Genomic DNA, 12,811 nt, shown 5'->3' on the forward strand with positions numbered 1-12,811 from the left:
ATCGTTCTCTCCTTATCAGTCAGCCGCGAAATTTATGCAGCGACTTGAGCAGCGGCATGAACGTGCCGCCGATGACCGTGCGATTCTTGAACGCCACGAAATGGCCGTCAGTCGTGTGATACCAATCGGAAAATGGGACCCGATCCGGGGTGTCATGCAGGAACTTGGCCAGCGGCGTGGTGAAAACAGCCAGCCCCTTGCGATTTTCCGCCAGCGCACCGACCCACATCAGCCAATCGGCCTTCGTGTATTCCGCCCGCGGGTCAAGCGGCGTCCCGTAATCGTTGGCCTCTTTGGCGTAACGCGCGAGCTCCTTTTCCTTGACCTCTGGGGTGAAGAGATTCAGATGCAGCACTTCATCCCAGACCAAGTTGTACTTCAACGACCATGAATCCGCCTGGTCAAAGGCCAAACGCGTATCCGTGTCATTTGCCGCCGTCTTTTCCCAGATCGCGGCCATCTCCTGGGCGGCCAAGGTCAAGCGCTTGGCATCGTCTTCGTTGATATCCAGCAGCGCCTTGCCCAACGCACCTAGCGCGACGATCGCCTTCAAGGACAGGTTGACGTTATGCGCCAAATGGCCGGCAAAATCATCCGTGCACAGCTGGTTCTCTGGATCTTGACCATTGCGAATGAGAAAGTCGCTCCAGGCGATCAGCTGGTCCTTGTGCGCCCGGACAAAGCCATCCTTGAGCAGCGCATCCGCGGCGCAGCTCATGATGATCATGTCCCCGCATTCCTCAACGGGCATCTGGAACTTTTCCTCGTACAGATCCGAGGAAGCCGGATACGTGTAGTACGGTGGAATCGTGTCGCGGTCGATGATCCAGGTGCCATCATCGCGGCCGCGCTGTTGCTTCATCCCATAGACCTGCCCCGTCGCGTATGGATAGCGGCCGGCGTCATGCGGCGCAAAGGCAAACGGCCACACCGGCAGACTGGCGAAGCGGAAAATTGGCCGCAGCATGCCTTCCACCAGCTGTGGGTTGAACGCAAGGTACAGCGGCGTCGAAGGATAGGAAACATCGACCGTTGCGATACAGCCATTGGAGTTACATTCCTTGCTGAGGAAAAGTAGCTCGCCATTTTCATCCTCGACCAGCTTGTGCGCCGCGATCGACTGGCGATACGCGGTCGCACAGATCAGGCGGTAATCATCCCCACCGACCGTGCTGGCCTGCTTGTTAATGGACTCGTTGAGCTGGGCGCAATGCGCCAAAATTGGGTCGATCTGCTGGCTACGCACATCCAGCAAGTCCAGCAGCGATGGATATTGCTTCTTCCAGTATGCGTTCAGCGTGTGGCCAAAATAATTGATCGAGGCCACATCGTCGTACGCGATCAACAGGTCGCAGCTACCGTTGTCATAAGTCGACAGGTTCATCGACGCCTTCAGTACATAATCATTCCACTCGCTGACCGCACTCACTGTGGTCTGGCTTTCGTTGCTGGCGGCCAGATACAGATAGCCCCAATCGATATTGATGAGGTCGCCGGATTGGTTGAGTGGGGCCTGCCGCGCCTTGCCCAGCATCACGGCCGTCGAATGCGCCAACTCAAACGAGGACGCGATCAGGCGATTGTCGTTCAGACTTTCATAGGTGATCGCACTGTCGAAGGTCAGCTGGAGCTCGGCATCATGGGCCTTGCCATCCGCCGACGCCAGCGCCGCCCGGAAATACGTGACCGGCTCAGACACGGCCTCAAGATCGGCGAGGTCAAAATGCTGGGCAAACGTCAGCGTCAAGGTGACTTGCGCATTTTGGAATGTCGCGATGGTCTCGGTCGGCTGAATGCTGAGGTCGACTTGCGGCAGTTTTTCAACACCGCGATTTTCGCCGATCACTGAATAGGTTTGGCCCGCAATGCGCAGGACCGCGCGAATCGGCATCTGTTTGCCGTTCCAACTTTCAGTTTCGCGATCATTGAGGTGATCTGCCGGGGACCAGATGGAAAAATATGGATCATGGACGACCAGCGGGACTGATGGGATTCGATCTACCATATGTCACAACTCCTTTTAGACCGGCTCCGCAGCCGGTCAAACCTTACTCGAATTTTGAATAATTGCGGGGAACCGGCATCGTGGCCAGTTCCTAAAATACTTTGATTTGATTCTGTGTTAACGCCCGGGTGGGCTCCGGCCAGAAATCGGCTGGAACGCTCCCAAGTGACTTTGAGCCCGCAAAAAGAGCGGTCTCAAAGCTCACTTTCGGTGTAAGCGGCACAGCCGCTAACACCGACGAGGGGGCTTGATTCGGGCGTTAGGCGTTTACGCCTTACGCCCGGACATGCGAAGCGAGCCGTTTCTGGCCGGAGCCCACCCTCATATACAGTTCTGAAATTTTTTTGCAGGGACTGGCAACGTATTGCTGGTGTCCTTGACTGTTCGAAAGTGGCAGGCTAGTTTGCCCGCCAGAGATGCGGTAAACAGACTCTGGTTTCCCGTCTATCCCCAATGGCGTGCTGTTCCGGCAATCATGACCGCCTGCCCTTCCTCAAAAAAAGCAGAGACCCAGAGCCCTTTGTGGTCATCGCGTGTGCAGATGGCAAAAGGACAAAAGGTCTCTGTCGAAGAAGGCTTTTTAACTTGGCGGTGAGCCGCCATATATTAGAAGCAGCGTGTCTATTAGTCGCGTTTGGTCAAACTATACGGCACTTCATCTGGATCAAAGTTATCCGGATTTGGCACCAACCCCAGCGTATAATCAATGTTCCCGCCGTTCATCAGGGTCTCGTGGGTGATGTATGGCTTGTGGTACGCCTCACCGTTCACTTCGAGATGGTCGATGAATTGATGCTGCGGCAGGTTTTGCGTCGTGGTCAGAGTCAGGTCCTTGCCGTTTGCCAGATGCACGATGATCTGGTCATACAGCGGCATGCCGAACAGATACTGGTCGGTGCCTGGGCAGAATGGATAGAAACCAAGGCTGTTGAAGATGTAGCAGGACGCCATGGACCCGTTATCTTCATCCCCTGGATAGCCTTGCCAGCCAGCGGAAAACAGTTTGGTCATCATCTGCTTGATCATCGGCTGCATATAATACGACTTGCCGGCAAAGGCGAAGAGATACGGCAGATGGAAGCTCGGCTGGTTGCCCATGTTGATCTGGCCAAACTCGTTGACTTCCATTTCGGCAACTTCATGAATGATGTGGCCGTAGCCTTTGACGTCGTATTTCGGCTCAGAGTTCGCCATGGTGGTGATCTGCTTCAAGAACGCCTTGTCGCCGCCGTACAAATTGATCAAGCCCTGAATGTCATGCGGCTCCTGGAAGGTCGACTGCCAAGACGAGCCCTCAGTGAAATCGCCGCCCCATGAGATCGGGGAGAAGCCTGGCTTGAAGTTGCCATCACGGTCTTTTGCCACCATGAAGCCGACTTCTTTATCAAAATTATTTTGATAATTCAGCGCCAGCTTGCGGTACTTGGCCGCCAGCTCGTCCTTGCCAAGATGCGCCGCGACGATCGAGATGCACCAGTCGCTGAACGCATAGTCGAGGGAGTTGTTGACGGATTCCGGGACGTCGGCCGGAATGTAGCCATACTTGGCGTAATCATTCTGGTAGCGCCGGCCCAAGCGACCGTTTGGATCCTGCTCCGTCGCCGAATGCAGCATCCCTTCCAGGAACGTCTCATTCAATTCAGGCGCAATGCCCTTGATCACCGCGTCTGCAAGAACCGCGTCGATCAAGTTGCCCGGCATGCCGCCGCCATCCGCAGGCGACAGCCATTTTGGCATGTAGCCGCCTTCTTTATAGCTGTTGACAAAACCGTGCAGGATCTTCGGATACTCGTCGCCTTCGATCAGCGATTGCAGCGAATAAACCGTGCGGGCCGTGTCCCAAAAACCATTGTTGGTGTAGAGATACCCTGGCTTGACGTCATCGGCGTGCATGTCGTAATGGACCGGCTCGCCATCTTCATCCAATTCGTAGAGTTTCATCGGGTAGAGGAACGCGCGCCAGAGATTCTGATAGAACGTCTGGACCCGCTCGCGGTCGTGATCAAAGATCTCGATCTTGCCGAGCTTGGCGTTCCACGCGTCGGTGATGTTGGCTGAAAGCGTCGCCTCGTCTTCTTGCGGCATGTTGCGAACGGCATAATCCATACTGATGAAGGACGTGCCGAGCCGTAGCGTGACGTCATTGCTGGTGGCAAAGCTCAGCTGCAAGGCGCCATCTTCGATCGTGGTCGCATCGACGACGGGGGAGGTCGTTTCGATGTGGAACCGCAATTTCAGTGGTGTGGTGCGATCCGCGTGCAACTGCAGCGAGTAGCCCTCGATGACATTGCCCTCGTGCTTGGTCACTTTGCCTTCAGTCGGGAAGGAAATGATCACGCCGAGCTCGTCATCGGCGGCCGTGATGTGCATCAGCGCGCCGTATTCGGAAGGCACCAGCGTCGTGCGGATGCGATCGTTTTTCTGCACGATTTCCAGCTTATTGGGCTGGAACGTGGAGAATTGCGGGGCGTATGGTACATCCAGCAGGCCCTTGGAGCGCGTCGCGAATGGCAAAATTCGCACCGAGGCGAAGTCACCTTTCGTGCCGGCCCACATTGTCGGTTGGTGAGTCAGGCGGAAGCCGCGATAATGCTGGGCCTCCGGGTGGAACCACCAGTTATCATTGGTGGTCTCGATGGCAAAATAGTTCATCCCAAACGGATAGCCAGTGAAGGGAAAACTGTTCCCACGAGACAGTTCAAACGTGTTGCTTGTTGCGTGCCGTGTGTCAATTGAAGAAATATCCATCTTCTATTGATCCTCCGATTGTTGGATAGTCAGCTCAACCTGCGAGCCGGTGCCAAGATAGTTGATTTTGAGCAGCGACTGCGCCGGGTAAAGCGTGTAGTGCACTTCCAGGTTCCGGCCCTGGTCGTCGACTGCCGAGACAGCTGTGACATCGTGCGGAACCTTGAGCATCAGATAGGACTGGGTGCCAGCATTGGTCTGCAGGCGCATCTGAATTTTGCCTGCGTCTTCCGTTTCCGCCAAGACGCGGGCCGTGGTGCCGATGATAGTCGTCGCGCTTGGGGCGCGGTCGACATCATACAGCAGACTGGTCTGGCCAGGATGCGTCATCACCCGTTCCTTGAGGTCAAAGTCTGGGGTCTGCAGATCGACAAAATTGCCTGTGCGCGACACACTGTTGCCCGGCTCCGTTTCATCAAACACCGCCGTGACCACATATGGGCCGCGAACCAGACTCAGGCTATTCGTCTGGTCCCACTGATCCCCGCGACCATCGATCGTCTGCGCCACCAGATCGACATACGTCTGTTCCGTCGCCGCATCTTCGGTGAACACCGCAGGATTCGCGTCGACATACAGGAACTGACCTTGGCCGATAGGGGTGATCGGCGCCGGCGTTCCAGTGATGCCAAGCAGCGAAAGCAGATGTTCAAGTGGAGTGGCGTGGGTCTTGCCATTCTCATTCCACCAGGCCGGCATGTCGTTGTACGGATCCTTGTTGTCGCCAACATAGATCAGCGTGCCGCCGCGGGCCACCCAAGCCGCCAATTCACTATTGACCGCAGGCGAGGCCGGCTTCATGAAGTCGTAGCTCAACACCAGATACTTCAGTTCATTGAGGTAATTGGGAATGCGCGTGACATTGTCGATCTGCACGCACCGCAACGGCAAGCCGCGTTTCAGCAGCGGCAAGCTCATGCCGTAAAACATCGGGAACTCATCGCCGGAATATTGCGCCAGCTGTTTTTCCGTCAGCTCGCCCAGCATCGGCGTGCCATGGTCGTCATGGTCCGGATCCGGATACGTCCGCTGATACAGCGCGGTGTCACTGAGCGCAACGCCAAGGCGCAAGTCATTGTTGTGCTCGTAGTGATAGTCCGGCTGGTCCATGTTGCCAAGCGTCTGGAACATGTTTTGCAAAAGCGTGCGGTAACGCGGCGGAATCGGCTCACCTAGCGTCGCGTTCGGGTCGTCCGGATCCGGCTTTGGATAGCGGCCGTTGAAGACCCGGTTTGGCCAAGGGCAGACCTCAAAGCGGGAAACTTCGGGATGCAGCAGCGAAGCCGTCACCGTTTCAAGATAGCTGGCCTGATAAGACGACCATGGATAACGCGGATTGTCTTCGATCGGGTCGGCCAAATACCACATCCGCTTGCCGGTGCCCTTGATCAGCTCCTGCATGACGGAATATTCGCAGTACGCCGTTTCCAGCGTCCGCTCCTTGGTCACCCCGCGATACGTGTTCGCGCTGCGGCTGGTGCCGGTCCAGACCTGGGCGATGAACCCGTCCAGCGAGTCAATGGAATTCAGCAGGCCTTCTGGGCTCATGATCTTCCATTGCGTGTAGTTGATCAGGCTATGGGTCGGCACATAAAAGCGCACTACCTTGCCTTTTTGCGTCAGCGAGTACTCCTTTACAGAGTCCGCCACCCGCTCGAGAATGCGTTTATATAAAAGCGCTTTGAGCTTCGCGGCTTTGTAGTGCGCCGAGACATTGGTCGTCGGGGCCTGCCACGGCTCGCGATAAAACAGCTCATATTGTAATTTGAAAGCGTCCGAATAGCCGGAGTGATCCCAGAACTCGGGTTCCTCCATGTGGATCGCCTCGACCCCGGCGTCGATCGCTTTTTTCATCTGCTCAGACAAGTAGTTGGAAAAGGCGATGGTCGGGACCATATACGGAATGTCTTTGCCATGGCCGACAATGGATCCATCAACGCGGCGTTGCGCTTCAGCCCAGTGATCCAGGCCGTCCCACCTGCCGTACAAATAATCCTGATAAGTGCCCCAGGCGATTCCAGTCATCAAGTGCACGACATAACCGCGTGCCTTGTATGCCCGGATCCGCTCGTACAGACTCTCATCGTTGCCGTACACCATAACAAAATCGACCCCGACGTCCAGCGCCGGGTCAAACGGGGCAGACTCCTGAAATCCTGTGAGTTCAGATTGCCTCGTGCGAATAAAGCTCATCGATTATACCTCATGAATTGCTGGGACTTTTTCAGCCAACTTATTGAACTTGCGGAGCATCATGCCCATGATCACGTAAGCTGGCAACCCAATGCCGAGGAAGAAGACCAACAACGGGTTGATCATGTAAAGCAGCGCGGTGACCGCGATCATCAAAACGATCAAGACCACCTGCAGCGGGCAGATAAAGAGAAACAGAAAAGGTTGCAGCCATGCGCGGAACCCGTGCACGTCAAAGTGAGAATACACTGGGAAGAAGAAGACCATCGTCAAGACGATCAGCATGCGGGTCAGTTTGAGCATGATCTCAATGACCACGTTGGACTGCCCGACACCATTGAGCATCGCTGTTTCAACTAGGAGGATGAATCCTGCGGCCGCGAAGCTCAGTGTGATCTTCCAACTCGACTTGAAGTTGGCCCAGTAGAATTGTTTGAATTCGCGATAGACCTTGCCGTCATAGTTGTTCTTCATCTTGTCTCGGATACAATCAAATGCTGTGAGTGTCGCAGGTACAATGCCCAGCACAATGCCGCCCTCAAGTGTAAAGAGGAACCAGCAGAGATTGATCTTCATCATGTAATAGATGTCGTTGATGACACGCATCCCTTTTTCTGCAAACATCTAAATCACCCCTTAATAGCGCCGACCATGATACCCTTTTCAAAGTATTTCTGAACGACTGGATAAAACAGCATAACTGGCAATGTGGAGATAATAACAACACTGTATTTCATAGTCAGCTTCAGCATCATCATCTGCGCGTCAGCCCCTTGGCTCAGCGCGGTACTGGTGTCACCGAAGGATCCTTGCACCAGGATCTCCCGCAAGATCAGTTGCAGAGGGAACTTGGAGCGATCAGTCAGGTAGATCATCGCTGTGTAGTAATCGTTCCACCGGCCAACGCCGTAGAACATCGCCATAACGGCAATGATCGGAGTTGATAGTGGTAAGACAACGCGCCACAACAGTTGCAGATCGTTGGCCCCATCGACATAGGCACTTTCCAGCAATTCGTTTGGAATGTTGGCCTGGAAGTAGGTCCGCATCAAGATCATGTTGTAAACGCTCAAGGCGCCTGGCAGGATCATGACCCAGATCGTGTTCAAAATGCCGAGCTGCTGGTTGACCAAGTATGTCGGGATCAAGCCGCCACTGAAGAACATTGTGATCGTGAAGAAGATCGTGATCGGGCCTTTGCCAACAAAGTCTTTACGCGACAGCGGATAGGCGCCGAGGGTGGTGACGATCAGGTTGACCATCGTCCCTGCGAATGTGTAAAGAACAGCGTTGCCAAACCCGGTCAGGATGTCCCCATTTTTCAGAACTTCGGTATACCCTTTGAGGGTGAACCCACGCGGCCAAAGTAGCAGCGGCGTGTCGAAGATCTTGTTTGGATCACTCAAGGACGCCATGATAACGAAGATGATCGGGTAGAGAATGATGAGGGTAAAGATCGTGATGATCGCAATGTTCACGATATCAAAAACTCTGTCACCCCTGGTTGGTTTGTAGATCGCACGTGATGCCATAGATGTCCCCTCCTTCTACCACAGACTGGTATCGCCAACGTGCTGGGCGAACTTGTTAACGATGAACAAGAAGATGAAGTTGACGACGTTGTTGAACAGTCCGACGGCAGTCGAGAAGCTATACTCCCCATTGACCAACCCGACTTTGTAAACGTATGTCGACAGCACTTCTGAGGTCGAAAGGTTAGAGGCATTCTGCATCAAGAAGGTCTTATCAAACCCAACAGCCATGATCCCACCAGTTGCCAAGATCGCAGAGATCACGATGGTCGGCATAATGGCTGGAATGGTGATATTGCGGATGATCTGGAAGCGTGACGCGCCTTCCAGATAAGCGGCTTCGTATTGATCCTGAGGAATCCCAGACATCGCAGCGGTGTAGATCAGGGTCCCCCAACCAACACCTTGCCAGATCCCAGACCAAACATACAGATGCGGGAATGCACCTGGCGAACCCAGGAAGTCAACGGCCTTACCACCAAACATGGTGATAATGCTGTTGATGACACCGTTTTGGGTGCCGAAGAAGAAGTTGATCATCCCGACGATAATAACTACGGAAATGAAGTTCGGGATATAAGAGATCGTCTGAACGGTCGACTTGAACCACTTCACACGAATTTCGTTGAACATCAAGGCCAAGATAATTGGCAGTGGAATCGAGACCAACAGACCGTAGATACTGATCCGCAACGTGTTCCAAATGATGTTCCCAAAGAAATAACCTTTGAAGAAACGTGTAAAGTTATCAAGCCCAGTCCATGGACTACCGAAGATCCCGAAAGCCGGGGAATAATTCTTAAAAGCAATGATGATCCCGTACATCGGCCAGTAACTCCAGATCAACGTGAAGACGATCGGGATGAGCATCATTAAATACAATGTCTTGTGCTGGCTGAAATAGCGTTTTCTGAGTTGACGCCGCTTTACCTTATCAATTTTCGGTAAAGCCACTTTTTTTGCTGTTGCTGCCGCCATACACGGTTACCTCCCTTCAAATGGGCACTGCACTGACCCTGAAGGTGCCGCGGCACTAACCAGCCCTGAGCGGGGGCTGGTGTCGCGGTACCTTTAGGATATAAAGATTGCCCAAGGTTCCTACCCCGGGCAATCAACGCGAGGGGAATTAGTTATTCACTCTCGTAACGCTTATACTGCGCACGACGGATCTTGACCCATTCGTCAACACCGATCTTCTTCAACTGCGTCTTGTAAGCGTCCCATTGCTTGTCAATGTCCCACTTGCCGGTGACAAACTTCACACGTGCCTGGTCAACATAGTTGTTCATATCTGTTTGAATGGTCGAGAGCTTATTGGCTTCCTCAACTGTCCCTTGCAGACCTGGCAATACTTGCTTAGGCATGTGATTCAGCGGATCGTCAGTGAAGACTTCCGGCTGCAGACCCTTGGAAATGGACTTCAGCTTTTCTTCAACTTCCAGATATGGGAAGAACCCTGCATAAACGTTGTCCACATACTGGTACGCACCAAGCTGGGCGCCCTTTGGGTAGTCCAAGATCTTCTTGACGTAGACCTTGTTCCCGTTCTTGTCGACATTGTAGGTCACGCCTTCTTTACCGAAGTAACCGAAGTCAGAACCTTCCTTGCTGTAGAAGTAATCGACCCACTTGAGCATCTTCTTGGTCTTTGCTTCGTCTGCTTCCTTGGTGATGATGAAGGCAGAAGTCCCCATGACACCAGACTGGGTGACCAGAGAACCATTCTTGCCGTCAGGGCCATTCAGAATTGCAATTGGCTCGTAGTTGTTCATCGAGCTAGCACCGATAAAGTCAGAGCCGACCCAAGCGAACAGACCAACTTTGTCCTTCGCAGCATCGGCGACCCACTTATCGTAGTCCATGCCAGAGAAGGCAGTCTTAGCAATCAGGCCCTTCTTGTAGAGCTCTGCTTCGTATTCCCAGACCTGCTTCATCTTGTCGTCGGTGAAGATGTACTGCAACTGGTCGTTATCATCGATGTAGAAGTTGTTTTCCATCGCGGTACGGCCGGCAGTGTTAAAGCCAAATGCGGCTTTGATCATGAGTTCAAACGCACCGAACTGGCCGGAGTCCATGTAGAACCCTTGCTCGTCAGCCTTGCCGTTACCGTTGGGATCCTTGGTCACGAACTGCTCGAGAACGTTGGCCAGTTCGGTCGTGTTGGTTGGCTTCTTCAGGTTGAGCTTCTTAAGCCAGTTCTTGTTGATGTAAAGCTTGAAGTTACGGCCGCCGCCAAGTGGATCAGTACTCATATATGGCAGGCTGTAGATATGGCCATCTGAAGACGTGATTGCCTTTGCTACGGATGGATCATCTTCCATCAACTTGGCAAGATTTGGCGCATACTTTGGAATCAGTTTTTCCAAAGGCTTGAAGAGACCCTGGCTACCGTACTTGGTCAACTCTTCGTTAGACCAGCCCGTCTGATAGAAGCCATCTGGCAAAGTCTTACGAGAAAGGATCAACTGCTTCTTGTTGTCCCAGTCCTTGACTTGTTCCCAGTTGACCGTGACGCCGGTCTTCTTTTGATATTGTTTCCACATCCAAAGATCTTTGTTCTTTGGGTGAACGTCGCTATGGTCTGGCGAGATCAAGGAGATCGTGTTTTTGTCTTCCTTGCTTGCGCCACTCTTTGACCCGCAAGCTGCCAATGTTACGGCGGCTGTGAGAACCATTAACGTTGTGCCCAGTACCTTAACAGACTTTTTCATTATGTACTCACCTCATACATAAAATTTTATTTTGAAACGACTGCAACATTCATCGATCTAAATCTTTGGTCCTTGATCCTCATGCTTGTTGATGTCTAAGCATCAAAGGCTGTCATACGACCGCTCCTGTTACCAAGTTCAAAACCCTGTCAGTCAATTAACCGTTATCGACTTCATACCCTGGCGAGTGCCCGTGACCATCGGAAACTCGCAATTTGTTACGAATAATAATTGAAAGCAATGAACGCACAATTATAACAAAGTGTTCCCCTAAGACTTTCACTTACCCTGGTCTAACCACCCCCGAAAAATTTTGGTTTCAAATCGTACCAGCCACATGTAGAATAGAGGCATGTCCAAAAGTTGTCAACGCTTACATTTATTTTCATCTCATTTTTGGGCTAATGACTTTCGTTTTATATCATTTAGCGAGAGCCAAAAAGTTGACGTTTCGCATCACACCGGCCTTTGCGCGAAGGCCGTCCAAAAAGGTGGCGTTTATTTATGAATCGAGGGTCATCCAAGCCCCTGTATGAGCAGATCTACGAGGATCTGAAAGACAAGATCAACGACAATACTTACCCAATCAACACGCTGTTGCCAACGGAAAAAGAGCTGACCGGTCTTTATAATGTCAGCCGCATCACGATTCAAAAAGCGGTCAACTTACTGGCCTCCGAAGATATGGTGACGCGGCATGCCGGGGTCGGCACTACGGTCATTCACCAGGAGCGCCTCCCTTCTAGCAACCGATTGATCGGCCTCGTGATGTCCGGGATCTCAGATTCGTTTGGACGGCGATTGGTGGAAAGCATCACTGACGCATGCAACCTAGCTGGCTATTCCCTGATCATCAAGTTTTCCCATGAAAGCCAGCGCAAAGAGCAAGCCTGCATTCAGGCGCTCCTCGATATTCCCGTTCAAGGCATCCTGATTGCGCCCCTTGAGAAGACATTCTTCGATCCGCTGCTGATGCAAAAGATTCTAGATGGCATGCCGATCGTTGTACTCGACAAGCAATTCACCGGCATCGATTCGCTCTTTGTTGGGACAGACCATACCGCCGGTGCCGAGCAAGCCGCACAATTGATTGCCGGGATGGGCCATCGCAATATTGGTTTCTTCGGTTATGACCGGATCGCGAACTCCTCGTTGGAAACTCGAGAAAGTGCGTTCAACAATGTCTACTCGCACACCAACCACCCATTGCGTGCCGCCGCATTTGCCAACATTGTCCAGTCGCATTATTTTCAGCACGATGAGGTGGCGCTGCAGGAGGATATCCAGCGGATTCGGAACTTCATTGCCACCAAGCGGCCGACTTGTGTCATCGCGATCGACAATTATGTCGCCTCTCTGACGCGCGAAGCAATCAAGGAATTGCACCTCAGTATTCCCAAGGATATCTGCCTCTTTGGCTTTGACTCCGATTCCTCCGCTTTTCCATCCCTGCGCTACACCTATCTGGCCCAGGACGAAGAGATGATCGGGAAGACCGCGTTCGCGATGCTGAGCGAATACATCTCAAACAAGCACGTTGCCGTGAAAAAGCAACTGATTCCACCGGCCATCGTGGATTATGGCAGTGTCATCCGCGCCTCGGAAATGCTGCGCGCCTGACA

Annotated in this window: 8 protein-coding genes; 1 reads left to right on the forward strand and 7 read right to left on the reverse strand. The window is 52.9% G+C overall.

Features of this window, described 5'->3' with window-relative positions:
- Nucleotides 1-19 precede the first annotated feature (19 nt).
- The 7 genes from JUE67_RS07120 to JUE67_RS07150 all read right to left on the reverse strand — a co-directional run bounded on the left by JUE67_RS07120 (nucleotide 20) and on the right by JUE67_RS07150 (nucleotide 11,189).
- Nucleotides 20-2,005, reverse strand: a complete 1,986-nt coding sequence (locus JUE67_RS07120) for a glutaminase domain-containing protein (RefSeq protein ID WP_203626578.1) — start codon at nucleotides 2,003-2,005, stop codon at nucleotides 20-22.
- A 624-nt stretch (nucleotides 2,006-2,629) separates the two neighbouring features.
- A complete protein-coding gene (locus JUE67_RS07125; protein WP_203626577.1) occupies nucleotides 2,630-4,753 on the reverse strand; it encodes a GH92 family glycosyl hydrolase in 2,124 nt (707 codons plus the stop codon).
- Between the two features lie 3 nt (nucleotides 4,754-4,756).
- Nucleotides 4,757-6,946, reverse strand: coding sequence for a hypothetical protein (locus JUE67_RS07130; RefSeq protein WP_203637097.1), 2,190 nt, complete (start codon nucleotides 6,944-6,946; stop codon nucleotides 4,757-4,759).
- A 3-nt stretch (nucleotides 6,947-6,949) separates the two neighbouring features.
- Nucleotides 6,950-7,570 (reverse strand): YesL family protein, encoded by a 621-nt coding sequence (locus tag JUE67_RS07135; RefSeq protein ID WP_203626575.1) that lies wholly within the window; start codon nucleotides 7,568-7,570, stop codon nucleotides 6,950-6,952.
- 5 nt (nucleotides 7,571-7,575) lie between these two features.
- Nucleotides 7,576-8,478 carry a carbohydrate ABC transporter permease gene (locus JUE67_RS07140; RefSeq protein ID WP_203626574.1) on the reverse strand — a complete coding sequence of 301 codons (903 nt, stop codon included), beginning with the start codon at nucleotides 8,476-8,478 and terminating at the stop codon, nucleotides 7,576-7,578.
- Nucleotides 8,479-8,493: 15 nt separating this feature from the next.
- Nucleotides 8,494-9,456, reverse strand: a complete 963-nt coding sequence (locus JUE67_RS07145; RefSeq protein WP_125697801.1) for an ABC transporter permease — start codon at nucleotides 9,454-9,456, stop codon at nucleotides 8,494-8,496.
- A 152-nt stretch (nucleotides 9,457-9,608) separates the two neighbouring features.
- Complete coding sequence (locus JUE67_RS07150; RefSeq protein WP_203637098.1) at nucleotides 9,609-11,189, reverse strand: type 2 periplasmic-binding domain-containing protein; 1,581 nt, start codon at nucleotides 11,187-11,189, stop codon at nucleotides 9,609-9,611.
- A gap of 504 nt (nucleotides 11,190-11,693) precedes the next feature.
- Between JUE67_RS07150 and JUE67_RS07155 the strand changes: the two genes are divergently transcribed.
- Nucleotides 11,694-12,809, forward strand: a complete 1,116-nt coding sequence (locus JUE67_RS07155; protein ID WP_203626572.1) for a GntR family transcriptional regulator — start codon at nucleotides 11,694-11,696, stop codon at nucleotides 12,807-12,809.
- The last annotated feature ends 2 nt before the right edge of the window (nucleotides 12,810-12,811 follow it).

Source organism: Lacticaseibacillus mingshuiensis, from assembly GCF_016861785.1.
GTDB lineage: Bacteria > Bacillota > Bacilli > Lactobacillales > Lactobacillaceae > Lacticaseibacillus > Lacticaseibacillus mingshuiensis.

Bases quoted from the DNA above. Each gene is read 5' to 3' on its own strand.
- JUE67_RS07120 (WP_203626578.1), bottom strand. From the start codon at position 2,005: ATGGTAGATCGAATCCCATCAGTCCCGCTGGTCGTCCATGATCCATAT.
- JUE67_RS07125 (WP_203626577.1), bottom strand. From the start codon at position 4,753: ATGGATATTTCTTCAATTGACACACGGCACGCAACAAGCAACACGTTT.
- JUE67_RS07130 (WP_203637097.1), bottom strand. From the start codon at position 6,946: ATGAGCTTTATTCGCACGAGGCAATCTGAACTCACAGGATTTCAGGAG.
- JUE67_RS07135 (WP_203626575.1), bottom strand. From the start codon at position 7,570: ATGTTTGCAGAAAAAGGGATGCGTGTCATCAACGACATCTATTACATG.
- JUE67_RS07140 (WP_203626574.1), bottom strand. From the start codon at position 8,478: ATGGCATCACGTGCGATCTACAAACCAACCAGGGGTGACAGAGTTTTT.
- JUE67_RS07145 (WP_125697801.1), bottom strand. From the start codon at position 9,456: ATGGCGGCAGCAACAGCAAAAAAAGTGGCTTTACCGAAAATTGATAAG.
- JUE67_RS07150 (WP_203637098.1), bottom strand. From the start codon at position 11,189: ATGAAAAAGTCTGTTAAGGTACTGGGCACAACGTTAATGGTTCTCACA.
- JUE67_RS07155 (WP_203626572.1), top strand. From the start codon at position 11,694: ATGAATCGAGGGTCATCCAAGCCCCTGTATGAGCAGATCTACGAGGAT.